The sequence below is a fragment of the Streptomyces sp. NPDC029292 genome, from assembly GCF_055569295.1.
Genome location: NZ_JBVHXR010000002.1, coordinates 429254 through 453491, shown reverse-complemented (window position 1 = coordinate 453491; position 24238 = coordinate 429254). Strand labels below are relative to the sequence as shown.

At 70.8% G+C, this 24238-nt stretch carries 19 protein-coding genes and 1 pseudogene; 7 read left to right on the top strand and 13 right to left on the bottom strand.

Annotated features, from left to right (window positions below; genetic code table 11):
• Positions 1-39: 39 nt before the first annotated feature.
• Positions 40-2325, bottom strand: coding sequence for an ABC transporter family substrate-binding protein (locus tag ACZ4WS_RS06925; RefSeq protein WP_467977876.1), 2286 nt, complete (start codon positions 2323-2325; stop codon positions 40-42).
• 494 nt (positions 2326-2819) lie between these two features.
• Between ACZ4WS_RS06925 and ACZ4WS_RS06920 the strand changes: the two genes are divergently transcribed.
• The 4 genes from ACZ4WS_RS06920 to ACZ4WS_RS06905 all read left to right on the top strand — a co-directional run bounded on the left by ACZ4WS_RS06920 (position 2820) and on the right by ACZ4WS_RS06905 (position 7071).
• Positions 2820-3110: a hypothetical protein gene (locus tag ACZ4WS_RS06920; RefSeq protein ID WP_467977874.1), complete on the top strand. Its 291-nt coding sequence runs from the start codon at positions 2820-2822 to the stop codon at positions 3108-3110.
• Between the two features lie 396 nt (positions 3111-3506).
• Positions 3507-4343, top strand: coding sequence for a hypothetical protein (locus tag ACZ4WS_RS06915; RefSeq protein ID WP_467978334.1), 837 nt, complete (start codon positions 3507-3509; stop codon positions 4341-4343).
• Positions 4344-4360: 17 nt separating this feature from the next.
• Positions 4361-6304 carry a fumarate reductase/succinate dehydrogenase flavoprotein subunit gene (locus tag ACZ4WS_RS06910; protein WP_467977872.1) on the top strand — a complete coding sequence of 648 codons (1944 nt, stop codon included), beginning with the start codon at positions 4361-4363 and terminating at the stop codon, positions 6302-6304.
• Positions 6301-7071 carry a succinate dehydrogenase/fumarate reductase iron-sulfur subunit gene (locus tag ACZ4WS_RS06905; protein ID WP_467977871.1) on the top strand — a complete coding sequence of 257 codons (771 nt, stop codon included), beginning with the start codon at positions 6301-6303 and terminating at the stop codon, positions 7069-7071. Before ACZ4WS_RS06910 ends, ACZ4WS_RS06905 begins: the two co-directional genes overlap by 4 nt.
• Here the strand turns inward: ACZ4WS_RS06905 and ACZ4WS_RS06900 are convergent.
• From ACZ4WS_RS06900 to ACZ4WS_RS06890, 3 genes are all read right to left on the bottom strand, one after another.
• Positions 7052-7381 carry a hypothetical protein gene (locus tag ACZ4WS_RS06900; RefSeq protein WP_467977869.1) on the bottom strand — a complete coding sequence of 110 codons (330 nt, stop codon included), beginning with the start codon at positions 7379-7381 and terminating at the stop codon, positions 7052-7054. The genes ACZ4WS_RS06905 and ACZ4WS_RS06900 overlap by 20 nt on opposite strands.
• Before the next feature lie 13 nt (positions 7382-7394).
• On the bottom strand, positions 7395-7715 hold the full coding sequence (locus ACZ4WS_RS06895) for a hypothetical protein (RefSeq protein ID WP_467977867.1): 321 nt from the start codon (positions 7713-7715) through the stop codon (positions 7395-7397).
• Positions 7716-7850: 135 nt separating this feature from the next.
• Positions 7851-9146, bottom strand: coding sequence for a glycoside hydrolase family 18 protein (locus ACZ4WS_RS06890; RefSeq protein ID WP_467978333.1), 1296 nt, complete (start codon positions 9144-9146; stop codon positions 7851-7853).
• Positions 9147-9475: 329 nt separating this feature from the next.
• Here ACZ4WS_RS06890 and ACZ4WS_RS06885 point away from each other — a divergent pair, with 329 nt between their 5' ends.
• The gene (locus tag ACZ4WS_RS06885) at positions 9476-11041 is read left to right on the top strand and encodes a TPM domain-containing protein (RefSeq protein ID WP_467977865.1); all 1566 of its coding nucleotides are present in this window, start codon (positions 9476-9478) and stop codon (positions 11039-11041) included.
• Positions 11042-11060: 19 nt separating this feature from the next.
• Here ACZ4WS_RS06885 and ACZ4WS_RS06880 read toward each other — a convergent pair whose 3' ends face one another.
• The 6 genes from ACZ4WS_RS06880 to ACZ4WS_RS06855 form a co-directional block, all read right to left on the bottom strand.
• On the bottom strand, positions 11061-13667 hold the full coding sequence (locus ACZ4WS_RS06880) for a SpoIIE family protein phosphatase (RefSeq protein ID WP_467977863.1): 2607 nt from the start codon (positions 13665-13667) through the stop codon (positions 11061-11063).
• 270 nt (positions 13668-13937) lie between these two features.
• On the bottom strand, positions 13938-14345 hold the full coding sequence (locus tag ACZ4WS_RS06875) for an ATP-binding protein (RefSeq protein ID WP_467977861.1): 408 nt from the start codon (positions 14343-14345) through the stop codon (positions 13938-13940).
• 151 nt (positions 14346-14496) lie between these two features.
• A complete protein-coding gene (locus ACZ4WS_RS06870) occupies positions 14497-14898 on the bottom strand; it encodes a (deoxy)nucleoside triphosphate pyrophosphohydrolase (protein ID WP_467977859.1) in 402 nt (133 codons plus the stop codon).
• A gap of 92 nt (positions 14899-14990) precedes the next feature.
• The gene (locus ACZ4WS_RS06865; RefSeq protein WP_101400465.1) at positions 14991-15173 is read right to left on the bottom strand and encodes an SPOR domain-containing protein; all 183 of its coding nucleotides are present in this window, start codon (positions 15171-15173) and stop codon (positions 14991-14993) included.
• Positions 15174-15522: 349 nt separating this feature from the next.
• The gene (locus ACZ4WS_RS06860) at positions 15523-16275 is read right to left on the bottom strand and encodes a GntR family transcriptional regulator (protein WP_467977857.1); all 753 of its coding nucleotides are present in this window, start codon (positions 16273-16275) and stop codon (positions 15523-15525) included.
• Positions 16276-16422: 147 nt separating this feature from the next.
• Entirely contained in the window at positions 16423-17628 is a 1206-nt protein-coding gene (locus ACZ4WS_RS06855) for a DUF4190 domain-containing protein (RefSeq protein WP_467977855.1), read from the bottom strand.
• Positions 17629-18020: 392 nt separating this feature from the next.
• Here ACZ4WS_RS06855 and ACZ4WS_RS06850 point away from each other — a divergent pair, with 392 nt between their 5' ends.
• Positions 18021-19130, top strand: a complete 1110-nt coding sequence (locus tag ACZ4WS_RS06850) for a pyridoxal-phosphate dependent enzyme (protein ID WP_467977854.1) — start codon at positions 18021-18023, stop codon at positions 19128-19130.
• A gap of 133 nt (positions 19131-19263) precedes the next feature.
• On the opposite strand, the pseudogene ACZ4WS_RS06845 reads toward ACZ4WS_RS06850, so the two are convergent.
• Both ACZ4WS_RS06845 and ACZ4WS_RS06840 read right to left on the bottom strand, forming a co-directional pair.
• Positions 19264-19458 (bottom strand): annotated as a pseudogene (locus tag ACZ4WS_RS06845) (IS200/IS605 family transposase); the annotation flags it as partial.
• Positions 19459-19545: 87 nt separating this feature from the next.
• Positions 19546-21762, bottom strand: a complete 2217-nt coding sequence (locus ACZ4WS_RS06840) for a DEAD/DEAH box helicase (protein WP_467978331.1) — start codon at positions 21760-21762, stop codon at positions 19546-19548.
• 182 nt (positions 21763-21944) lie between these two features.
• On the opposite strand from ACZ4WS_RS06840, the gene ACZ4WS_RS06835 reads away from it, so the two are divergent.
• Positions 21945-22529, top strand: coding sequence for a TerD family protein (locus ACZ4WS_RS06835; RefSeq protein ID WP_467977852.1), 585 nt, complete (start codon positions 21945-21947; stop codon positions 22527-22529).
• Positions 22530-22798: 269 nt separating this feature from the next.
• Here the strand turns inward: ACZ4WS_RS06835 and ACZ4WS_RS06830 are convergent, their stop codons facing one another.
• Positions 22799-24034: an ATP-binding protein gene (locus ACZ4WS_RS06830; RefSeq protein WP_467977850.1), complete on the bottom strand. Its 1236-nt coding sequence runs from the start codon at positions 24032-24034 to the stop codon at positions 22799-22801.
• Positions 24035-24238 lie beyond the last annotated feature (204 nt).

The following is a 24238-nucleotide window of genomic DNA, read 5'->3' as shown; positions in this document are numbered from 1 at the left end:
CCCCGTATCCAGTGATGATCACTGGATACGGGGGACACCCTACTTGTCCGTCCGCGCCGCCCCAGGCGTCTGCTCCGCCCGCCGCACACCCTTCTTCAGGAAGCCCATGTCCTCGTAGACCGGGGTCTGGAAGCCGAAGGCGCCGGTGTTGGCGAGGTCGGCGCGGGCGGCGGTGAGCTGGGGGCGCTGGTAGAGGGGGATGGAGCCGGCGGCGGCCCAGATGCGGGCGTCGGCCTTGCGGACCAGGGAGCGCTCCTCGTCCTCGTCGAGTGTGGCGATGGCCTGGTCGAAGAGCTGGTCGACCTGGTCGGTGCCGACGCGGGTGTAGTTCTGCTCGATGGTCAGGGAGCCGTCGGCGGCCGGCACCGGCTTCGCGTAGATCGGGCGGGCGTCGGTGGCCGGGAAGGCGGAGGCGGGCCAGGAGTACAGCGCCAGGTCGTACTGGCCGGAGGCGATGTGGTCCTTGAAGTAGCTGTTGTCCGAGACCTTGGTCGTCTCCGTACGGATGCCGATGCGCTCCAGCATCTGCGAGATGCGGTCGGCGACGACGTGCAGGGGCTCCGAGCCGGGACCGGAGGGCAGTACGAAGCGGAGCGTCAGCGGCTTGCCGTCCTTGGCGAGCGCACCGGCCGCGGCTCCCGCGGGGGCGGCCGTGCCCTTGGGGGCGGCCGTGCCCTTGGGGGCGGCCGTGCCCTTGGGCGCGTACGCCCCCGGCGCCCCGCCCTGCTTGACGTCGTTGTGCTCGTACTGCTTGCCGTCGAAGTGCTTCCCGGCCTGCTCGTCCGTGTGCTTGTGCTTCTCGGAGTGGTCCTTGGGGTGGTCCTTGGGGTCCTTCTTCTCCCGGTCGGCCTCGGCGGGCTTGTCGTCCTCGCCGACGATGTACGTCCCGTCGTCGCCGGTGCCGTCCGAGTCGTCCTCGGAGTCCGCCTTCTTGCCCTCGGCTCCGGCCGCCTTCTCCGGCTTCTTCTGCTCCTTGACCGGCCCGCCGGGCACCCATCCGGCATCGGAGAGCAGCGCCTGCGCCTCGCCGGTGTCCTGGCCGCCGAGAGCGCCGCTGTTGTCGGCGTACGCCTGCTGGCCCGAGAGGGCGAGGTGGCTGCCGACCGGCACGGCGGGCAGTCCCAGCGGCTGGAGCACCACCCGGGCGAGCTCCTGGCGGTCGAGGGCGCGGGCCACGGCGCGGCGGACGCGCTCGTCGGCAAGCGGGCCCTCGGAGCCGTTGAGGGCGAGCTGGGTGAAGGCGGGTTCGAGGGACTTGCGGACCACGAAACCGCTCAGGGCGGACTGCTGGCCCGCGTACTTCGCGATCGCCTTGCGCTGCTCCTTGCGGGCGCGGGTCTCCTTGCCGGCGGCGTCCTCGTCGGTGCCGTGCGCGACGGCCCAGGAGCGCAGCGCCTTCGAGGGGGTGACGGTGGCTCCGGGCCCGTCCAAGGGGGTGCTGCTCTTGGCGCCGGCAAGCGTGATCCGCTGGGCCTCGGCGGGGTCGATCTCGGCCAGGTCGAGTTGGCCGGCGGCGAGCGCGGCGGCCCGCTTGTCGCGGGCGACGGCGACCAGATCGATCTCGGCGAGCTTGGTGGGGCGGCCCCACCAGCGCGGGTTGCGGGTGAGGCGGACCTCGCCGTCCTGGCGGTCGTCCGTCTTCAGCGCGAAGGGACCGGCGGTGACCTTCAGCTTGCGGCGCGCACCGTCGTTGAAGGTGTCCGGGGTGCCCATGACGTCCTTCGGGTACAGCGGCGAGAACAGCGACTTCCAGTCGGCGTACGGCCGGCTGAAGGTGACACGGACCTCCAGGTTGTTCTTGCCGCGCTCGATCTTCTCGATGCGGTCGTAACCGGCGTTGCGGGCCGTCCAGTACGCGGTGTCCTTGCCGGAGAGGGCGCGCCACTGGGCGGCGAAGTCGGCGGCGCCGATCTCGCGGCCGTCGCTCCAGACCGCCTGCTGGTTGAGCTTGTAGAGCACGACCTGCTTGGGCTCGCGCTCGACGACCTTCGCGGACTCCAGGTAGTCGGGGTTGACCTGCGGGCGCCCCATCGCGTCGAACCGGTACATCGAGGGCAGTACGGCTCCGGCGACCCGGGTGGTCGCGGCGTCGGCGTCCGCCTGGAAGGTGTTCAGGGTCTCCGGTACGGCGTCCACGGCCCAGCGCAAGGTGCCGCCGTCCGCGATCAGATCACGGGCCGCGGGCGCGATGTCCTGCGCGGCGACGGGCTTGCTCGCCTCCTCCTCGGCGCTGCACGCGGCGAGGGCGGGTACCGCGAGCGCGCCCGCGGTGAGGAACGCGACCGAGCGCATCACCGCGCGCAGTCCGACGCCGTCGTGGGACATCACTGCAACCTCCGGGGGACGCTCCGCTGTGGGGGCAGGTCAGGTTCTGATCACGTTTGGCGGTATATGGAGCTGATCAGATCTATGCGCCCACTGAAGGGGGAGAGGGTCGGGCGGGGGCGGCGACACGACGGTGGGCGGGCCGAAGATCACCCGTGCGGCGCAATCTGCGCGGCACGGAGTGGGCTGCCGAGAGGCGCGGGCCCGCGCCGGAGAGCCGGGCGGTGCTCGACTGGACTGCGGCTCCGGATGGTGCTCGACTGGACTCACAAGGTGCCCGGCCTGCGCCGGAGAGGTGTGCGCGGCCGCACTGGGGAGTGCACGCCCGTTTCGGGCGCAGCCCGGCGCATTCGGAGCGCACATGGGCGCGTTCGGAGGGTCGCGATCCGCCAATCGGTGCACATCCCTTCACACGGCCAGGTGTGACGCGCAACACTCGCAGGCGCATGAACGTTGCCGCCTTGGTCCCGGACCCACGGAAGTGAGGTCACGTCATGTCCGTGCACGACGAACTGACGTCAGTCCAGCGCTGCCTCGACGACCTGAACCGGTCAGTGGGGCGGCTGGAGCAACAGATCGGTAGCGGCGGGCTCGACATGCGCCGCGTCCACACCGACGCCGACCACCTGCGCGAGAGCGTGGCACTGCTGCGCGAGGCCCTCCCCGGACTCGCGAACCCCCGGCGCCCTGATCTCGTCGCCATTCCCGACGCGCCGTACGACAACAGCTTGTGGACGGACTCGGACGACGAGGGACTCGGCGCCCGCGACCGCCACGCCCCCTGAGCATTGAGCACCCGCGGTCGGCACGCTCCTCGCTTCAAGGACCGGCCGACCACGCCTCTACTGCTACTTCAAGGAGTGGACCGATTGACCACTGGTACGGAACCGTTCCTCGGCACCGGAGTAGCACAGGCCTGTCCGGCGGCACGCCCCGAACGGTCTTGGGCGCACTGGTCGCCCGCTTTCGCCCCCGGGCGGCGACGCATGTCCTGCATGCGGTCCGAGTACGGGAGGGCGGGGTCCCTCACGACCCGGATCACCTGGTGAGGCAACCGACTTCGAAGAGGCCCTGGCCCATCTCTCTGGTGGGGCAGGGGCGACGAAGCCGACCCACAGGCAGATGTCCCGAATCGCACCCCGAACGCTAGCCGAGATCGCCGGAGGACCCACAAGCCGATGATGCGAACATCACTCGATCAGGGGACGTCCGACGTCGGTAGCCGACAAGGCGGCGTACGCACCGGTACGCGCGCCGCGATCGCCGCCCCGCATCTGCGGACCGACCGCTGGTGGCTGGCGCCCGCCGCGACGGCGGCCGGCCTGCTGGCCTTCGTCGTCTACTCGACCTGGCGGGCCTTCGCGGACACGCACTACTACTCGGCCCCGTACGTCTCGCCGTTCTACTCGCCCTGTCTGGCGGAGCGGTGCCGGACCATGCACGCCGGGCCCAACGCGGACCTCTTCGGGAGCTGGTGGGGCATCTCCCCCGCCATCATCATCCTGATCTTCCCGCTCGGCTTCCGGCTGACCTGCTACTACTACCGCAAGGCCTACTACCGCGGCTTCTGGGCGTCGCCCCCGGCCTGCGCGGTCCCCGAGCCGCACAAGAAGTACACCGGCGAGACCCGCTTCCCGCTGATCCTGCAGAACATCCACCGGTACTTCTTCTACGCCGCCATCGTCGTCGCGGGGATTCTGACGTACGACACCGTGCTCTCCTTCCGCGACGAGCACTATCGCTGGGGCCACATGGGCCTGGGCACCGTGGTGTTCCTGATCAACATCACGCTGATCTGGGCGTACACCGTCTCCTGCCACTCCTGCCGGCACATCGTCGGCGGGAAGCTGAAGCACTTCTCCAAGCACCCCGTGCGCTACCGGATGTGGCAGTGGGTCGGGAAACTGAATGCCCGTCACATGCTGCTCGCCTGGGCTTCGTTGGTGAGCGTGGCACTCGCCGACTTCTACGTCTTCCTGGTCGCGTCCGGCGCCTTTGACGATCCGCGCTTCTTCTAGATGAGTGGGGCCTTTTGATGTCCGTGGTCGACCGGCAGGAGTGGGACGTTGTCGTGGTCGGCGCCGGGGGCGCCGGACTGCGCGCCGCCATCGAGGCGCGGGAGCGCGGCGCCCGTACGGCGGTGATCTGCAAGTCCCTGTTCGGCAAGGCGCACACCGTGATGGCCGAGGGCGGCATCGCGGCCGCCATGGGCAACGTCAACTCCGGTGACAACTGGCAGGTCCACTTCCGCGACACCATGCGGGGCGGGAAGTTCCTCAACCAGTGGCGGATGGCCGAGCTGCACGCGCAGGAAGCACCCGACCGCGTATGGGAGCTGGAGACGTGGGGCGCCCTCTTCGACCGTACGAAGGACGGGCGGATCTCGCAGCGCAACTTCGGGGGGCATGAATATCCGCGGCTCGCGCATGTCGGCGACCGGACCGGGCTCGAGCTGATCCGCACCCTCCAGCAGAAGATCGTGTCCCTCCAGCAGGAGGACAAGAAGGAGACGGGTGACTACGAGAGCCGCCTGAAGGTCTACCAGGAGTGCACGGTCACCCGGGTCCTGAAGGACGGGAACCGCGTCTCCGGGGCCTTCTGCTACGAGCGCGAGTCCGGCCGTTTCTTCGTCCTCGAAGCGCCCTCGGTCGTGATCTCCACCGGCGGTATCGGCAAGTCCTTCAAGGTGACGTCGAACTCGTGGGAGTACACGGGCGACGGACACGCGCTCGCACTGCTGGCCGGGGCGCCCCTGCTGAACATGGAGTTCGTGCAGTTCCATCCGACGGGCATGGTCTGGCCGCCGTCGGTGAAGGGCATCCTCGTCACCGAGTCGGTGCGCGGTGACGGCGGGGTGCTCAAGAACTCCGACGGCAAGCGGTTCATGTTCGACTACATCCCGGACGTCTTCAAGGAGAAGTACGCGCAGTCCGAGGAGGAGGGCGACCGCTGGTACGACGACCCGGACCACAACCGCCGTCCCCCTGAGCTGCTCCCCCGCGACGAGGTCGCGCGCGCCATCAACTCCGAGGTGAAGGCCGGACGCGGATCGCCGCACGGCGGCGTCTTCCTGGACGTCTCCACCCGGATGCCCGCCGAAGTGATCCGGCGCCGGCTTCCCTCCATGTACCACCAGTTCAAGGAGCTGGCGGACGTCGACATCACCGCCGAGGCGATGGAGGTCGGGCCGACCTGTCACTACGTGATGGGCGGCATCGCGGTCGAGTCGGACACCGCGGCGGCCCGCGGCGTGCCCGGACTGTTCGCGGCCGGGGAGGTCGCGGGCGGCATGCACGGCTCCAACCGGCTCGGCGGCAACTCGCTCTCCGACCTGCTGGTGTTCGGGCGCCGGGCGGGGCTGCACGCGGCCGAGTATGCCGCGGGGCTCCCCGACGGGCGCCCCGCCGTGGACGAGATCCAGGTCGACACGGCCGCCGCGGAGGCGCTGCGGCCCTTCTCTGCGGAGGGTCCCGAGCCCGGCCAGGAGAACGGCCGCCCGCCCGAGAACCCGTACACCCTCCACCAGGAACTCCAGCAGACCATGAACGACCTGGTCGGCATCATCCGCCGCGAGGGAGAGATGGCGCAGGCCCTGGAGAAGCTCGCGGATCTGCGGGTACGGGCGCGCAGGGCGGGCGTGGAGGGGCACCGGCAGTTCAACCCCGGCTGGCACCTCGCCCTCGACCTGCGCAACATGCTGCTCGTCAGTGAGTGCGTGGCACGCGCCGCCCTGGAGCGTACGGAGTCGCGCGGCGGCCACACCCGCGAGGACCATCCGACGATGGAGCGGGCCTGGCGGCGCATCAACCTCCTGTGCCAACTCGCCGATCCCACGGGCGGACTGGCGGCGACCGACGCCGTAGGCGGCCAGATCGACCTCGTACGCGAAACCACCGAACCCATCCGTCCCGACCTGCTCGCCCTCTTCGAGAAGGAGGAGCTGGTCAAGTACCTCGCCGAAGAGGAGCTGTACGAGTGAGCAGCTACGAGGCCCGCTTCAAGGTGTGGCGCGGGGATGTGAAGGGCGGCGGCCTGGAGGACTTCAAGGTCGAGGTGAACGACGGTGAGGTGGTGCTGGACATCATCCACCGCCTCCAGGCCACCCAGACCCCGGACCTGGCCGTGCGCTGGAACTGCAAGGCGGGCAAGTGCGGTTCGTGTTCGGCGGAGATCAACGGGCGCCCGCGGCTGATGTGCATGACGCGGATGTCGGTGTTCACGCGGGAGGAGACGATCACCGTCACGCCGTTGCGCGCGTTTCCCGTCGTACGGGATCTCGTCACGGACGTCGGCTTCAACTACCACAAGGCGCGCGAGGTGCCCGCCTTCGTACCCCCCGCCGACCTCGGCCCCGGCGAGTACCGCATGCAGCAGGAGGACGTGGACCGCTCGCAGGAGTTCCGCAAGTGCATCGAGTGCTTCCTGTGCCAGGACACCTGCCATGTCGTCCGCGACCACGAGGAGAACAAGCCGGCGTTCGCCGGGCCGCGCTTCCTCATGCGGGTCGCCGAGCTGGACATGCACCCGCTGGACGCGGCGGCGGAGTCGGGCCTGGACCGCAAGCGGACGGCCCAGGACGAACACGGCCTCGGCTACTGCAACATCACCAAGTGCTGCACGGAGGTCTGCCCCGAGGGCATCAAGATCACGGACAATGCCCTGATTCCCTTGAAGGAACGGGCAGTTGACCGCAAGTACGACCCGCTGGTGTGGCTGGGGTCGAAGATCAGGAGGCGGGAGTCGTAGCGGGGCCGCGGCGGCGGTCGCGCATCGCACGATTCCGCATGACGACGCCGGTGATGATCCCGGCGCCGGTCATGAGGGAGGCGGCGAACTGGACGGGGCCGGGACCGAACAGGGCCAGGGCCAGGGGCTGAAGTGCGAGGGACGCCGTCAACACCAGCGTCGCCTGGCCCCACAGCCGTCGCCGGACGACGCTGCCGCGCGCCCGCCTCGGCAGCCAGCCGGTGTGTATGGCGGCGATCCCGACGGCGGCCGCGAGTCCCAGGGCTACGCCCATGGCAAGCCCCAGCGCGAAGTGCCAGTCCGCGATCACCGCGGGCCCCCCATCATCCCGGGTCTGTCGTCATCGGCTGTGCCGGGCGGCCGGGGCGCTTCCCCGCCCACTGGAGCGTCCCGCCCACGAAGAACAGGACCAATCCGCTCATCGCGTAGGGCGCCATGTCGAGGTCGGGCCCGCGCAACGGCCCGAGGAACATGAACAGGGACATGCCGACGGCGCCCACCACAGCGCCGGATCCCCACAGCCTCGGCCGCAGAACGCGGCCGCCCCACGACGGCAGCCAGCCAGTCGTCACCGCCGCGATCCCGAGCCCCGCCAGAAGGGCCACGGAGAGCGCGCACACCGACACCAGAATCCAGTGCATCATTTCCCCATCCCGGTGCGTGCCGGACGCGGCACGCACCCAGATCATGGCACGCCGGGATCAGATCCGATCCGGGTCCTCAAGGAACATGACCGTCTGTTGAATGTTGAAGAGGCGGTAGACGCCCTTCCTTGACGGTCATCGGACCCATCCCTCCTCGTACGCCGTCCAGTCCTTTTCCCGCGCGGCGAAGTCCACGTACAGGGCGACGCCGAAGTGTTCGCGGGTGCGGTCGGTGCGGGAGAGGCCGAGGCGGGTGCCGCGCACGGCTGCCGGGACCGTCTCGGCGTTGCCGTGGTGGTCCATGTTGTCCTCGTAGTAGAAGGGCAGGCCCATCAGCAAGTCGGTTGATTTCGGGGTGACTTCGAGGGCGAGGGAGGTCTGTTCGGCGACGTAACCGCCGTACAGGCTCTCCAGCGGCTGCGCCGTGTCGTACGACATCACGGCGATCTGGTCGACCCGGCGGGCGACCTGCCCGAAGAACGACTGGGACCACCACTTGGGGTGTTTCGTGAAGACGCCCCAGACGGAGTGGAGGTTCGGGAGCGGGTCGATCTGGTGGGCGGCGACGGAGAGTTGGGCGTCATGGGCGCGGGTGACGCGGCGCAGGTCGTCGAGGAGGGAGAGGTAGTTCGAGTCGCCGGAGTGCAGGGGCTCCAGGTCGAAGTGGGCGCCGTCGAAGCCGGTGTCGAGGATCTGCCCGGCGGAGCGGACCACGGCGGCGCGGGTCGCCGCCCGTTCCAGGTGCAGCCCGACCTCTCCCTCGGTGGCGAGCACATCGCCGAGCCAGGCCTGGACTCGCACGCCGGGCAGCTCACGATGCACGGCCGCGATCAGCCAACGGGCCCACGAGTAGGCGGACTTGGGCAGCGTGCCGTCGTGCTCCAGCGGTCCCGCGTGCACATACAGATCCCGGATACCGGTGGTGCGCAGCCGCTCGGCCAGCGCCTCGACATCCGCGTCCCGCTTCCGCCCGTCGACCCAGGCGTGGCCCATCCAGAGAGCGTCACGGTTTCTGGTCTGGGTGCCGGGGGCCGGGTCTCCGGCGTAGTTCACGCGGAGGGCGATTCCGGCCGCGAGGGTCGGCAGGAGGAGGGCGAGGAGCAACGCGAACGCGATGCGCTTGGGCCAGCGGAGGCGGGGGTGCCGCCAGGTCCGTGCGAGGCGGGCCCGGGCGGGGGCGGGAGTGCGCTGCGAAGACTCCCCGGGGTCACCGGCCGACTCATCGGGGCCACGCGCTGGGTCCCTGTCGCTGTCCGCCGACTCATCGGGGCCACGGCCTGGGTCCCCGTCGCCGTTCACCGACCCCTCGGCGCCACGGCCTGGGTCCCCGTCGCCGCCCGCCGACCCCTCGGCGCCACGGCCTGGGTCCCCGTCGCCGCCCGCCGACACCTCGGCGCCACGCCCTGGGTCCCCGTCGCCGCCCGCCGACACCTCGGAGCCACGCCCTGGGTCCCCGTCGCCGCCCGCCGACACCTCGGAGCCGACCGCCGGCTCCCGGACGCCGTCCGCCGACTTCCTGACGGCCCCCACCGACTCCCCGGAGTCGCCCGTCCGGCGCTCTCCGTCCTCCGCCGCGAACTCCACCCGCTCCGTATTCATCCCCCGCGCCCCTCCCGTACGCCCCCGTATCCCCCCGTACCTTAGGCGCCCTCACCTCGGCGTACGCCCGGTCGCGTCGGCGCGCAAGCGGTCATACGCTCCCAAATGTGACGTCGCCCCTGAGTCGAAACCGGTCGCGCCGAGCGACGTCGCACATAGCCGTGCGCATAGCGCATACCGTGGTCGGGGGGCTGGCGGCGGTGGGGTGGCTGGTGCTGCCGCTCGCGAGGGTGAACGCCGGGGATCCGGTGACCGTCGCGGGGAACGTGCGGGTCGCCGAGGAGGCGGGGGACCGGGAGGGCGAGGCCGCGCCCGATGGGAACCGGACGGCCACCGGGGACCTCGTACTCCCCCTCGTCGCGGTGGGCGCCGCGGGCGTGCTGGCGGCGTACGGGTACGCGCGGCGCAGGCGGCGAGCGAGGACGCGTACGACACCGGGCGGGGGCACCCCACAAGTCGTACCGATCCGCGAACTCGACCGGCAGATACGGCAGTTGCTGGTAGAGACGGACGACTGCGTCCGCACCAGCGCCGAGGAACTCGGCTTCACCACGGCCCAGTTCGGGGTCGAGGCGGTCAGGCCGTACGCGGAGTCGCTGGCGTACGCGCGGTCCGAGCTGGCGGCGGCCTTCCGGCTGCGGCAGCGGATCGACGACACCGCCCAGCAGGACAGCCGGCGCCTGCTGGAGGAGATCGCCACCCACTGCACGGAGGCGGGCGGGCGGCTGGACGCGGAGGCCCCCGGATTCGACCAGCTGCGCGCCCTGGAGCGGAACGCGCCGACCGCGCTGGAGTACGCGGAGACCCGTTTCCGGGAGCTCGCCGCCCGCACGCCCGGCGCGGAGGCGACGATCGGCGAACTCCACAAGCGGTACGCCCCTTCCGCGTCCCTGCCCGTCGCGGGCCATGCCGAGCAGGCGAAGGACCGGCTCGTGTTCGCCACGATCCACCTCAACCAGGCTCGGCAGTCGCTCGACCGGGGTGACGTCGGGAAGGCGGCGGCTCATCTGCCCGCGGCGGAGGGGGCCATCGGGCAGGCGGCGGTCCTGGTGGCCGGCGTCGAGCGGCTCGCCGGTGAACTTGCCTCGGCTGCCGAGCAGTTGCCCGCCGCGCTCAGTGGAGTGGTGGCCGACCTCGCGGAGGCCCGCGGCCTCCTGGGGACCGTGGGCGTCGGTGAGCTGCCCGGTCGTGTCGCACACGCCGAGTCGGTCGTCGCCGAAGTACACCGGGAGACGGCGACCGGCCCGTACGACCCCCTCGACGCCCTTCGTCGTGTCGCCGAGGCCGGTACGGGGCTGTCCGATGCGCTCCCCGAACGCACCGACGAACGCGCCCGCGCCCTCCTCGGGCACTCCCTCCTCCCGGCTCGTGGCGCCGTCGCCACCGCGGGCGACTTCGTCACGACGCACCGGGGGGCGGTGGGCAGCGTGGCGCGCACGCGGCTGGCCGAGGCGGAACGGCACCTCGCCCAGGCCCTCGCGCGGGATCTCGCCGGGGCGCCTCGGCGTGCGTCCACCGCTCTGCCCGATGTCCTGCGGGCCGATGTGCTCGCCCGGCAGGCGCAGCAGCTCGCCGAGCGGGATGTGCGGGCGTATGGGAATCCGTATGGCGGGCGCGAGGGTGCGGGGGTGGGTGGGGCTGTGCTGGGCGGGATCCTGTTGGGGGTCGATGGCGCGCCCGCGCGTTTCGGCGGGGGCCGGACGCGGGGGCGACGGGTGGCGTCGTGAGGTTTTTTCGCCCCCACCCTCAGAACAGGCTCAGCAACGCCTCCGCCGGATCCGTCAGCCCCGTCTCCCCGTCAGGGAGGGGGAGTTCGAACCAGACCGTCTTGCCGCGTGGCGTGCGACGCGAACCCCAGCCCGCGGACAGCAGCCCGACAAGCTGCAACCCCCGCCCCCCCTCATCCGTATCCCGCGCCCGCCGCCGCCGCGGCTGCACAAGCCCCGCGTCCCAGACCTCGCACACCAGCGTCCGGTCGAGAAGCAGCCGGAGCCGGATCTCGCCCTCGCCGTAGCGAAGGGCGTTGGTGACCAGTTCGCTGACCAGCAGCTCCGCGGTGTCCACCAGCGGCTCCAGGTCCCAGGACTGCAGCTGCGCACGCGCGTACTCCCGGGCCCGGCCCACACTGCGCGGCTCGCGCGGCAGCGTCCAGTCGCCGACGGACTCGGCGGGCAGCCCCTGGACACGTGCCATCAGCAGGGCGATGTCGTCCTCGCCGTGGTGCGTGTCGAGGGTGTTGAGGACGTGGTCGCACACGTCCTCCAGCGGGCGGGAGGGGTCGGTGAGGGCGCCGACGAAAGCCTGCAGGCCCTCGTCGAGCGGATGGTCGCGGGATTCGACCAGTCCATCCGTGTAGAGCGCCAAAAGCGCACCTTCCGGAAGCTCGACCTCCACCTCCTCGAAGGGCTCCCCGCCCACACCCAACGGCATGCCCGGCGGCACGTCGAGCATCAGCGCGCTCTCGCCCGGCTCGACGAGGACGGGAGGCAGATGACCGGCGTTCGCGAAGGTGCACCGGCGCGTGACGGAGTCGTACACGGCGTAGACGCACGTCGCGAGGTACACCTCGGAGAGGTCGGCGTCGCGGGACTGGCGGGCCGTGCGGGTGGCCTGCTGGACGCCGCCGGGGGTGCCGAGACCACGGGCGATCTCGTCCAACGCCGAGAGGACTTCAGCGGGTTCGAGGTCGAGCAGCGCCAGGGTGCGTACGGCGGTTCGGAGTTCGCCCATCGCCACCGCGGCGCGCAGCCCGCGCCCCATCACGTCACCGACGACCAACGCGGTGCGATGGCCGGGCAGTTCGATGACGTCGAACCAGTCGCCGCCCACCTCCGTCGCCGCGTTGCCCGGCAGGTACCGGCAGGCGATGTCCAGGCCGGAGGCCTCCGGGTCGCCGGGGGGCAGCAGGGACCGTTGCAGGATCAACGCGCGCTCGTGCTCGCGGCGGTACAGGCGCGCGTTGTCGATGCAGACGGCGGCGCGCGCGGCGAGCTCCACCGCGAGCGAGCGGTCGCGTTCGCCGAAGGGCTCGCTGCCCTTCGTGCGGGAGAACTGCGCGAGGCCCACGACGGTGTCGTGGGCGACCATCGGCACGGCGAGCGTGGACTGGATGAGGCCGCCCTCTTCGGCGGGGATGTGCTGGGGACGCGCCGTGCGCAGGGCGTCCGCGCAGGGCGAGTTGAAGGGAAAGTGGTGGACGGCGCCGACGGCGACGGGCGCGGGGCCGCCGACGAACGGCGCGTCGGAGACCGCGCTCGCGAAGGCGACCCGGCGGAGTTCGGCACTGCCGTCGGCCAGGCCCGGCGGGGTCTCGTCGCCGGCCAGGAGGCCCTGGTAGAGGTCGACGGTCGCGAGGTCGCAGAATCCGGGCACGACGACATCAAGGAGTTCGCGTGCGGTGGTCTCCAGGTCGAGGGAGTTGCCGATGCGGGCGCCGGCCTCGTTCAGAAGGGCGAGATTGCGCCGGGCCGCGGCGGCCTCACGGGCGGCGGCGCGGCGGGCGGTGATGTCGGTTCCGAGCCAGGCGATGCCGATGGGGCGGCCGGTGCCGCTGTGCACGCGGTAGAGGTTGATGGACCAGTGGCGGCGGTCTTCGGAACCGGGCACATGGCCCGTGACGTGCATGTCCGTGATGGAGTTGCCGGTCTCCAGGACCCGGCGCAGCGTCGCGGCGACGCGCTCGGCCTCCGCGCGCGGCAGATAGTCGCGGACGGTGCGCCCGCGGTGGTCGTCGACGGTGCCGCCGAAAGTCGAGGCGAACCGCTGGTTGACGCGCCGGACCCGGAGGTCCGTGTCGATCAGGAGAAAGCCGAACGGAGATTGACTGAAAATCGCCTGCGAGGCGGCGAGGTCCGTCTCGATCCGGCGCAGGGTTCGAACATCCACGACGATGCATACGGCGGCCCGCTCGCCGTCCTCCGTCGTGGTGGGCATCACATAGACCTCGGCGAGGCCTTCCGCGCCGCTTCCGCCCTCCTGCGGGGACGGCATCCGGAAGGGGACCACGCCGGTCCACTCCCGGCCGTCCAGGATCTCCGCCATCTTGCGCTGCCCGAACTCACGCCGGTCGGGGGCGACGAACGCCTCGATGGGATCCATCCCGACGGCCCGTTCAGCGGATATCCCGAAGAGCTGCTCGGCACGCAGACTCCACTGGTCGACGAGCCCGTCGGCGCCGATGGAGAACGAGGCGACCTTGATGTAGTCGTAGATCGAACCGGGCGGACTGCTCTGCCACATCGCGTCGCCCGCGCCCTCATCGGGCACACCGCGCGCGGAATCACCCGCGGCATCTGCCCTCGCGCCGTCCGACGGGTCCTCGGACTCCGTGGCCTTCGCTGGTATCTCGCTCACGCGAACCGTCCCCTCCAGCTCACCGCGTCCGGCACCGGTCACCGGGGGCGGCTGCCCGCAGTATCCAGCACTACGGCGCCGCACAACACGGTGTTCACGATCACAGCACGGTCCCGATGATTTTTGGACCGGCCGCGACATACTCCCAGTCTTCTAACCAGGTGGCGCCCCATCGAATCAAAGAGTTGGGCAGGCGCCAGTGGCCTGAACCAATCGGTCGCTCCGCACGCGCGCCCACGCGCCCTCAGTCCGGGCGCGCCCGACTCTCCCTCAGCCGGGTACCGCCAGCTCGAACCAGACCGTCTTTCCGTCGTCTCCGGGACGCGTGCCCCAGCGTCGCGACGAGGAGGCCACGAGCTGGAGTCCGCGGCCGCTCTCGTCGTCGGCATCGGCGGACCGCTTGCGGGGCGGGTCGGGCAGCGGATCGGAGACCTCCACCAGCAGGGCGCCCGGCACCCCGGCGGGGCGCACCAGGCGTACGCCGATGGGGCCCGTGGCGTGCCGCAGGGAGTTCGTCACCAGCTCGCTGACCAGCAGTGCGGTGATGTCACCGAGGAAGTCCAGTTCCCAGGTGCGCAGCTGACCCCGGACGACGGCGCGAGCGGTGCGGACGGCACCTGGCTCCGCGGGAAAGCTCCACTCGGCGCAGTCGCCTTCGGTGTCGATCACGCCGATCACTTCCCAGGCCAGGAACCCATGTCCGGTTTCGTGGGGTTAATGGGCACATACCCGATATCCGGGGTGCCTTACCGCACGCGAAGGCGCACTGTGGCACGAACGGCGTACGAGCCGTTGACCCCGCCCCTTACACGCGCCCCACCAGGCCTGCTTACGCCCCCGCGTCCAACCTGGAGAGCGTGCCCTTCACCGCCGGCACGTCCTGGTCCAGCCAGTCGACGTCCCAGATCTGGTCGGGGGTCAGCCAGCGCAGCTCGTCGTGGTCCTCCAAGGGCTGCGGTTCGCCGGAGAGCAGTCGCGCGGTCCACACCCGCAGCACGTATCCCGGCTTCAGGGGCCACTCCCCGGGGACACGTTCGACCGGCTCGGCCTCGACTCCGAGTTCTTCGCGCAGCTCCCGTACGAGGGCATGCTCGGGAGTCTCGCCCGGCTCGACCTTTCCGCCCGGCAGCTCCCAGCGCCCGGCCAGCTCGGGGGGCGCGCTGCGGCGGGCGGCGAGCAGGCGCCCGGCGCTCAACAGGGCGGCTCCGACCACCACGATCCGTTCCGTCATGCGCCGGAGCCTACGGGAGCGGGACCGAGCCCCGGACGAGACCGATCACCAGACCCTGGAGGGGCGGATACCCGAGCCCCCGAGAGGGCGGATCACCTGCTCCCGTTCTGCGCGATCCGCTCGACCCAGTAGAGCTGCTTGTGCCCGCGGTCGTCGAGACTGTCCGCGATCTTCTGGGCCTCGGCGCGGGTCGCGTACCTGCCCACGCGGTAGCGATTGCCGTTGTCGTCCTGCCGTATGACGAGCCAGGGAAGAGTGATCGTGCCGTCGTTCATCGCGCCCCTCCACTTCCCGCCCCGGGCCCCCGCCGTACCCCGCCCTCTAAGGAAACCGCAATCCGCATATGCCCGAGCCTACGCCTAACCTTCACGCAGCGAATACGGCTTTTCACAAAGAGGTACGCAACCGGCCAAGACAGCGGCACGAACGAGAGGTTGCACGCCGTCGAACGCGCCGTCGACCGCTCTTCGCGCGCCCCCAAGCAGCGCAAAGCCAGGGCCGGACAGGGCCCTTGAGAACGACCGGATTCCAACCGGGCGCTGCGCGCCGTCCACTTGGCGCGCGCCTGCCGCCCGGCACGCGCCTCCCACTCGGCACGCGCCTGCCGCGGCTACTCCACCGGGACTACTTCACCGGCAGGTGATACGCGATCCGGTACCGGTCCGCCGGTACGACGACGTCGGCCGTCTCGACCGGGCGGCCGGACGCGAAGAACGTCCGCTGGACGACGACGACGACATGCCCGGGGACACCGCCCAGGGCGAGGAGTTCCTCGGCGAGGCCTGGGCGCGCTCCCACTTCCTCCGTGACGTTGTCCACGATCACGTCGATGGCCGCCATGCGCTCGACCACGCCCATGCCGCCGAGCGGGCCCTCCTCGGGGAGCATCACCGGCGTACGGCCCGTGACGGCGAGGGGCTCCCAGGACGTGGAGAGCATCATCACCTCGCCGCCGTCCCGGTAGACGTAGTTCGTGCACATCACGCGGTCGCCAGGCTTGAGGGACAGACGCTCGGCGATCGCGCCGCTCGCCTCGACCTGACGGCTGTGCGACTCCCAGGTGCCGCGCGCGGAGACGTCGGCCTGCTCCTGACGGAACGGGGTGGCGCCGCTGTCCGGGCGGTACCCGGAGCGGGCCACCCGGCGCGGCACCGGCCGCTCCCGTACATACGTGCCCGACCCGGAGCGGCCCTCGACCAGCCCTTCGGCCATCAGCACCTTGCGCGCCTCCAGCGCGACCGTGTCCGAGACGCCGTACTCCTCGCGGATCCTGGCCTGCGACGGGAGGCGGGTGTGCGGTGGCAGCGAACCGTCGACGATCTTCTTGCGGAGATCACCCGCGACACGCAAGTACGCCGGCTGCTCACCGAAAGTCACTGGCCGCTCCCATCAGGTTGTACAGACAGCAACAGCGTGGCAACCGTGGGTTGGGCCATGCAAGCAAAGGCCAAAGAATCACTCGATGTGATGACGTGCGCGCCCCGAAGGCTTTACGCAGGCACTTTCTCCCCGGTATGACCGCCGTCACACCTCGGCGCCGGTGCCGCCTCCGCCGCCGCCCTGGTCGCCGCCGCCCAGGTCGTACGACGGCACGGTGGTGGCGAGGCCCAGAGCCTTGCGCGTGGTGACCGTCTTCTTGGGGTCGATGAGCTTGATGCCCTTCTCGTAGTGCGCATAGAAGGTGTCCACGTCCTGCGCGGCCGCCGCCTTCGCCCACTCCTTCTGGGACAGGTCGAGGTCCTTCGCGAGAGCGGCGACCAGCTTCCCGGCGGCCGGGGCGAAGGTGTGGCCGCGGAGCATGCCCGCCTGCTTCGTCAGCGCCTTCGAGACCCTGGTCGCCCACTTCTTGTGGCCCGGCAGGTCGTCCTCGACGTACTCCGCGTCGGGCGCCGAGTTCATCGCCGCGTTGATGACGCTCGCGGCCTGGAGATAGGCCAGCTGGTCCGGGTCGAGCGTGGACGCGTCCTTGCGCAGCGAGCCCGTCAGACTGCCCTTCTCGTCCGTGTTCCCGAACATGCAGGTGATCTCGCGGTCGCCCATGCTCCAGCTCTGCCGGGTCGGCGTGAAGTAGTACACGTCGACGTTGTCCGGGACGGCCCAGCCGTCCATCGCGTACGTGTCCTGGAGCGCGTAGCACTTGTCGTCGGCGGCGGCGGTGATCTTGCCGTCGCCCGGGTAACTGCCGCCGCTCAGCTTGAAGCCGGCGAACACCTCGGCGTCGTGCTTCCCGGCGCACGGCACCTTGTCGACGTCGTACGCCATGCCTTCCAGCGCCCCGCCGGGCGCGTCGAAGCACTCCCCCTTGTCGAGCGAGAAAGCGGCGCCCGTGCCGTCGCCCGCCGCGTCGCTGATGCCGCCCCAGATACGGCCCGGGCCGCCCGCGGCCAGGACGAGCACGAGCAGCACGATGCCGATCGAGGACATGACCATGCCCCCGATCGCCATCCCCTTGCCGCGCTCGCCCCGCTTCTTGATCTGCGCGAGCCCCACGATCCCGAGCACCAGCCCGACGGCGGGCAGGAAGCAGAGGATGCCGAGCACGAGCGCGGAGATCGCGAGTCCGTTGACGGGCGCCGGGCGGTTGTACGGGGAGTAGCCCTGGCCCCAGGTCTGGTACGGCTGCTGGTACGGGCCTTGGGGGTACGGGGGCGGGTACCCGCCCGGTGGCATCCCCGGAGGCGGGTACTGACCCTCGGGCTGCTGGGGCCCGGGCGGCGGGGGAATGGCCACGAGTACCTTGCTCCTAGTCCACGCTGGCGGTACAGAACTCACGTACGACTGCCGTACGGATGCGCGCATCGTAAGCGTGCCGGGGTGGGGGGCGGAATGCGGGTTGCCGACGCGACGGTTCGGGCGGTCAACGGGATGACGGCGCGCTGGGCACAGGCGTCGGCGGCGGCTTCGGAGGACACCGTGTTGTCCGCCGCCGGGGTGTGGCCGCCTGCTCGGCTTCCTGACGGACGGCGCGGCGCTCGCGGGGAGCGCGGAGACGATGCCGAGGACGAGCGCCGCGGATTGGGACCTGCGCAGGAATGGCACAAAGGCCCCTGCGGGGACGTAACGCGGGTGCCATATGCCAGTCATGACACAACGTCACCAAACAGCCCATCTAACCTGCGCTCATGACACCTTTGCCGGATTGTTTCTGCCCGACGGACGGCACACGCGTCCCGGCCGGCTCGCTCGTCTGGTGCTGCCCGGTCTGCCGCGGCCCGCTCGATCTGGACTTCGCCCCGACTCCCGCGCCCCTCAAGTCCCTGGTCGGGCGGGTGAATTCACTGTGGCGGTACGCGGAGTGCCTGCCGCTGGCGACCTCCTCCGTCAGCATGGGAGAAGGGCGCACCCCTCTGGTCCCCCTGCGCGACGGTATCTCCGCGAAGCTCGACTTCCTCATGCCGACGCTGTCCTTCAAGGACCGCGGGGCCGTGCTGCTGGCCGAGCTGGCACTGCGGCTGAAGCCCCGGCAGGTGCTCGCGGACAGCAGCGGCAACGCGGGGACGGCGATCGCCGCGTACTGCGCGCGGGCCGCGCTGCCGTGCACGGTGTACGTCCCCGAGGGCACCTCCCCGAAGAAGCTGGAGCAGATCGAGGCGCACGGGGCGCGGGTGCACGTGGTCGACGGCGACCGGGAGGCCGCGGCGGTGGCCGCGCGGGAAGCGGCGGACGAGGAGGGCGTGTTCTACGCCTCGCACGTCTTCAACCCGTACTTCCTGCACGGTACGAAGACCTACGTCCACGAACTCTGGGAGGACCTCGGCGGACGCCTCCCCGACGTCATCGTCGTCCCCGTCGGCAACGGCACGCTCCTGCTCGGCGCCGCCCTCGCCGTCGCCGAGCTGCACGCCGCGGGGCTGATCGACCGGCGGCCCGCGCTGTACGCCGTCCAGGCCGCCGCGGTCGCGCCGCTGGCCGACGCCTGGTCTTCGGGGGCGGACGATCTCGTCGGGGTCACCCCCATGGCGCCCACCTTCGCGGAGGGCATCGCGATTCCCCGGCCGCCGCGGGCGCGGCAGATCCTGCGGGCGGTACGGGGGTCGGGGGGCTCGTTCCTGACGGTGACCGAGGATCAGATCCGGCACGCTCAGCTCGACCTGGCCTCGCGGGGGCTGTATGTGGAGTCGACGGGGGTGGCTTGCTGGGCGGCCGTACGCGAGGGGGCCCTGGGGGCGCGTACCGCGGTGGTGCCGTTGTGCGGGGCGGGGGTGAAGACGGGGTTGGCGACGGCTGCGTAGCTGTGGGGGGCGCCTCGCCGGGCGCGGTCGCAGCCTCCGTAACTGTGCGTGCGCGCGGCAGGGGGTGACAGGGACGGGGCTTTCCGTTTATCGGCCGTGCGGCGCGAAGTGCCGCGGTGTCGCGTCTGAATGCTCACTCAGAGCGCTGCTGGTTCTCGACGTACTGGCGGACGGCGATCAGCGGTGCTCCGCCGCAGCTTCCGGCGAAGTAGGAGCCGGACCAGAAACGTCCGCCCCACAGGTGGCAGCGGACGTGGGTGTCGTACTCCTTGCCCGGGTAGCGGGAGGAAACGCCCTTGAGGGAGTTGACCGACTTGGAGAGATGCACGGCCCGCTTCGTCCGCGTCACGGTCCGGGGACCGGCGGCGCTCGCCGAACTCGACGTGCGCCGCTGGGGCCGCCGTGCGGCCGGGGCTCACCCTCGCTCGATCGCGAGGCGCCGCTGTTCCTCCTCGACGATGCGGCGGGCGAGGGTGGTGTCGGAGATGTCGATGGCGTCCGGGGTCGCCTCGGCCATGTCGCTGCGCCGGGCGTAGGCGTCGAAGAGCCGGTCCTTGTTCCGCAGGATGCGCAGCAGGCGCTGGTCCACGCCGTCGGTGGCGAGGAGGCGGTGGACCTGGACAGGGCGGACCTGGCCCATGCGGTGGGCGCGGGCCACGGCCTGGTGTTCCATCGTGGGCTTGACCTGCGGCTCGCAGAGAATGACGACCGACGCGGCCTGAAGGTTGAGGCCGATGCCGCCGGCCTCGATCTGGCAGAGCAGGACCGCGTGCCCCGGGGCGGCGGTGAAGTCGTCCACCAGGCATTGTCTGCGCGCGGCGGGCACGGCGCCGGAGACCGGGCCGAACACCCCTTTCCCGAGGGCCTGTTGGGCCGTGCCCAGGACGTCCTTGAAGTACGAGAACACGACCACCTTCAGCCCGTTCTCGGCCGCCTCGGACACCAGCTCGCGCAGCCGCTGGAGCTTCGCGGACTTCTCGGGGTCGGCGTACGCGGCGCGGCGCATCGCCATGAAGTTCCCGGCCTCGACCGCCTTGCGGTAGGCCTCCTGGTCGGCGGCGCTCAGCTCCTCCCACTCGTCGACCTGGAGGAGCGCGGGGAGTTCGGTGAGGACGTCCTGCTGGTTGCGGCGCAGATAGGCGGGGGCCACGGACTTGCGGAAGGCGTGCGGCCCCGCGGCGGCGCTGCTGTTGTGGATCTGCGGCAGCAGCTCGGGGCGGAGGTAGCGGACGAGGCTGCGGAACTCCTCGACGCGGTTCTCCATCGGCGTACCCGTGAGGAACAGGACGCGGTCGCAGCGGTCGGTCCAGGCCGCGACCGCCTTGGAGCGGCGGGCGTCCGGGTTCTTCACGTAGTGGGCCTCGTCGACGACGAGCACCCCCGGCTCCGCGGCGCCGGGCGTCCCAGTCGTCCCGGGCGCCCCGGACTTCGTACCGCGCGCGGTCTCGGACTTCGGGAGGCTGTGCAGGACGTCGAAGGTGGTGATCGCGACGCCGCCGCGCTCCCGCCACTCGGCGTACGCGTCCTGCCGGTCGGCGCCGTGCACCGGCAGAGCGCGCAGGGTGCTGCGCGAGCGGATCTCGCGGGTCCAGTTGATCAGCACACTGGCCGGGCAGACCACCAGGAAGTGGCTGTGCCCCTCCGCCGCGAGGTGGGCGAGCACGGCGATGGCCTGGACCGTCTTGCCGAGCCCCATCTCGTCGCCGAGGACGACCCGGCGCTGGGCGAGCGCGAAACGGGCGCCGAAGGACTGGTAGCCGCGCAGCGAGACCCGGCGGTGGGTGTCGTCGAGGGGCTGTCCGTGCACGCGGGCGGCGACCTCCGACGGCAGGAAGCCCTCGACGGCCGCCTCGTCCGAGGTGTGCTCGGAGATCTCGGCGAGCTGGCTGTAGTACTCCGCGGAGCGCAGCTCGAAGTCGACCCAGGCCTCGATGTCGGAGGCCGGTTCGCGCAGCAGGTCCGTGGCGGCCTGGACGAGCAACAGCCGTACGTCGCGGGCGGCCGCGTCGGCCGTCAGCTCGCGGATCCCGGCGACCGCGGCGAGCGCGCTCTCCCGTCGGCGCCGGCCCGTGAACGCCATGCGCAGCCGTCCGCCGGCCGGGCGGGCCACGGGCAGCAGCACGCCGAGCCGCTCGTCGAGCCGCCGGGCGGCATCCACGGCCCGCCGCAGCTCGGGCCCCGCCTCAACGAGCTTGCGCAGCGCGACGACCAGGGCGGTGGTCCCGGTCTCGGGACGGTCCACGTCGATCCGAACGGAAACGGTCTCCTCGACCGCCCGCGCGATCTGGCGCGCGGCGCTGAGCGCCTGGTCGGCGGTCTGCGCGCCGACCCCCGGGATCTGCCGCAGTTCGTAGCGGCTCGCCTCGTGCACGGCACGCACCGAGCCGAGCCCCGCCGCCTCGACGGCGGCCAGCCGCAACCGCCCCTCGGTGACGTCCTTCAGCCGGGAGACGGGGATGGACTCCAGCTCCTTGGCCACGAGTTCGGCCAGCAGCGGGGCCAGTGCCGTGCGCACCGCTTCGAGCGCGCGGGCGTGGTCGTCGAGCACGGTGCGTGCGGCCTCGTACAGCCGGGTGCCCTCGGTGAGCAGCTGCCGCGCCTTGCGGCCGGCAGGGGGCTGCTCCCTCTCCATCACCATGACACCCCTCACGTGCCGTCCGCCCCGATGCGCGCATCCTTCCACGCGCCACTGACAGTCGACGGCAGTGCGACTTCCGCGGGATCCATCCCGGCATTTCCCGACCTGGTGGGCTGAGTTCCGGGAGTTCCAGGCACACTTCACGTGTCGCAGTCACATCACCAAGAGGATCACGCATGATCACGCTGAAGAAGGAAGACGGCCCCGCGGATCTGGACGGGGTGACCCATCTGTCCATCGGGGTGTCCTGGGACCCCACCTCCGGGAGCAGTGGCGGTCTGGTGGGGAAGCTCCGCCGGACGACCGGTACCGACCTCGACCTGGTCGCCATCGCGATGCAGGGGGCGGATCCGGTGCGGCTGGCCGGCCTCGACTCCGGGGATCCGCTGGGCAACGGCGCGTTGGTGCACAGCGGGGACAACCAGACCGGGAAGGGGGAGGGCGACGACGAAACGGTGACCGTCGAGTTCTCCCGGGTTCCGCCCAACGTCACTTCCATCGTGTTCGTCGCTGCCGCGTACAAGAAGGGCAGCAGCTTCCAGAAGGCACGCAACATCAGTTTCAAGGTGTACGACGCGACGGGCGGCAGCTCCCAGCAGGTCGCCGACATCTGGCCGAGCCTGCTCAGCACCGACAACGGCTGCGCCGTGGCCAAGGCGATAAGGGACGGCGCGGTCTGGAAGCTCCAGGTGATCAACGAGACCGGGAAGATCAAGCAGGGGGACGAACACGCCCTGATGCGCTTCGCCGTGAGCAAGTAGCGCACGTCGCCTCGGCCCGGATGTCCGGGCCGAGGGCGGCCGCGTCCCAGGATCTGAGCGGGAGCACATTGCTGACGATGCTCTTGCGCGGGGCTCCCTTGTACATTCCGGTCCGACGCCCCCACGGAATCACCGGAAAAGGGCGCCTGCTGCCGAATGCGGAAACCTACGTGGGCTCAGACGCCTCCCATCTCCGTTCACAGCGTGAACCTCCGGCAGCTCCGTGGTTCCAGGGGCACTCGCCATGCGAGAGACCTCGGGCTCCGCGGCTATCGGGGCTGCCACGCCCGTACGAGGTCCTCCGGCCCCCAGTGCGCGGTCAGCGGCAGATCATCGGCCACCCCGCAGCGGGAGACCGCGACCAGTGGAGTGTCCGGGGCGGTACCGGGGACGGCGAGCATGTCGCGTACCAAGGCGTCGTACTCATGACGGCCGAAGGGCTGGGTCTCCAGCCACTTGACCGACCCGACGAAGTGCACCTGGCGGGCCACCGGCTCGCGGTCTGCACCGATGACGTCGATCTCGGGGTTGTTCTGACGGTTCCACCAACCGCCGATGGCCTCAGTCTCGGGCCACCCATCATTGGGCATCAGACGCAGCAAGGACTCGCGGATCAGTGGCTCGACCGCTCGCCCGCGCCAAGTGGTCCATGACCGCTCGATGCGTTCCAGTGCCAAGTCGCCGCGGCCTCGCTCGATGAGTGGGATGGCGCGTGCCAGGAACGCCAGCCAGAACCGCAGATACGGGTCGGCGATCCGGTAGCGCTTGTTCTTGCTGTCCGGCTTGACGGACAGGGGGAGATCGGCGGCCAGGACTCGCTTGGCCTGCAGCATGGCCAGCAGCGGGGAGAGCGTGCCGGACGGCAGCGGGCTAGCACCGCCGGCCTGGGCTGCGATTGCGCTGAACGTGCGCTCACCGCTGCCAACCGCTTCCAGTACGGCCCGTGAGTGCGAAGCCTCGGGGAATTCGCCCAGCAGGGACAGCTCGCCGGCGACCAACAGGGGCGAGAGAGGATTGGCGACGGAAGCCTGCAAGAAGGCCGTACGCCCCATTCCCGGCCGCCAGGACTGCACGATCTCGGGGAATCCTCCAGTGATCAACTGGGCGTCGACGGCCCCTGCGGCGTCGAGCTCGGTCATGGCCTGCACGTCGGCCAGGTTCAGGGGGTGGACGGTCATTTTCGCCGCCCGGCCGAAGAAGGGGCGTCCGTACGACTGCAGTGCCTCCATCACCGATGTATCGCTGCCAACCAGCAGCAGAAGCACGGGCTTGGAAGACAGGTGACGGTCCCAGACAGTCTGGAGTGCGCCCTCGAATTCCTGATCCTGCTCGACCAGCCAGGGCACCTCGTCGATCACCGCGATGCTGGGTGAGTCATCGGGTACCGCGAGCGCCAGCGAGCGCAGGGCCTGGTTCCAGTCCTGCGCCTGGAGGCCGGCGACCAGCTCCGCCCCCGGCAGTAGTGACTGCGCGAGGGTAGCGGCAAAGTCGGCGCGCTCCGTCACAGGGTTACGCCCCCGGGTGGCCTGGAACACCACGTACGGCGCTCCCGAGCGGTCGCAGAACTCCTGGACCAGTCGTGACTTAACGTAGATAGATTCTTACGTAGATTGAATCTCACTTCACCTCAAGCGGCCTAGTGGATCGAATGCAGAGGCGGATACAAATGCCGCCTGTGGAGCTGCGGCCGCCAGCACGGGCAAAAGCCA

Bases quoted from the DNA above. Each gene is read 5' to 3' on its own strand.
- ACZ4WS_RS06925 (WP_467977876.1), bottom strand. From the start codon at position 2,325: ATGTCCCACGACGGCGTCGGACTGCGCGCGGTGATGCGCTCGGTCGCG.
- ACZ4WS_RS06840 (WP_467978331.1), bottom strand. From the start codon at position 21,762: ATGGAGAGGGAGCAGCCCCCTGCCGGCCGCAAGGCGCGGCAGCTGCTC.
- ACZ4WS_RS06915 (WP_467978334.1), top strand. From the start codon at position 3,507: ATGCGAACATCACTCGATCAGGGGACGTCCGACGTCGGTAGCCGACAA.
- ACZ4WS_RS06870 (WP_467977859.1), bottom strand. From the start codon at position 14,898: ATGACGGAACGGATCGTGGTGGTCGGAGCCGCCCTGTTGAGCGCCGGG.
- ACZ4WS_RS06910 (WP_467977872.1), top strand. From the start codon at position 4,361: ATGTCCGTGGTCGACCGGCAGGAGTGGGACGTTGTCGTGGTCGGCGCC.
- ACZ4WS_RS06920 (WP_467977874.1), top strand. From the start codon at position 2,820: ATGTCCGTGCACGACGAACTGACGTCAGTCCAGCGCTGCCTCGACGAC.
- ACZ4WS_RS06850 (WP_467977854.1), top strand. From the start codon at position 18,021: ATGACACCTTTGCCGGATTGTTTCTGCCCGACGGACGGCACACGCGTC.
- ACZ4WS_RS06865 (WP_101400465.1), bottom strand. From the start codon at position 15,173: ATGAACGACGGCACGATCACTCTTCCCTGGCTCGTCATACGGCAGGAC.
- ACZ4WS_RS06835 (WP_467977852.1), top strand. From the start codon at position 21,945: ATGATCACGCTGAAGAAGGAAGACGGCCCCGCGGATCTGGACGGGGTG.
- ACZ4WS_RS06895 (WP_467977867.1), bottom strand. From the start codon at position 7,715: ATGATGCACTGGATTCTGGTGTCGGTGTGCGCGCTCTCCGTGGCCCTT.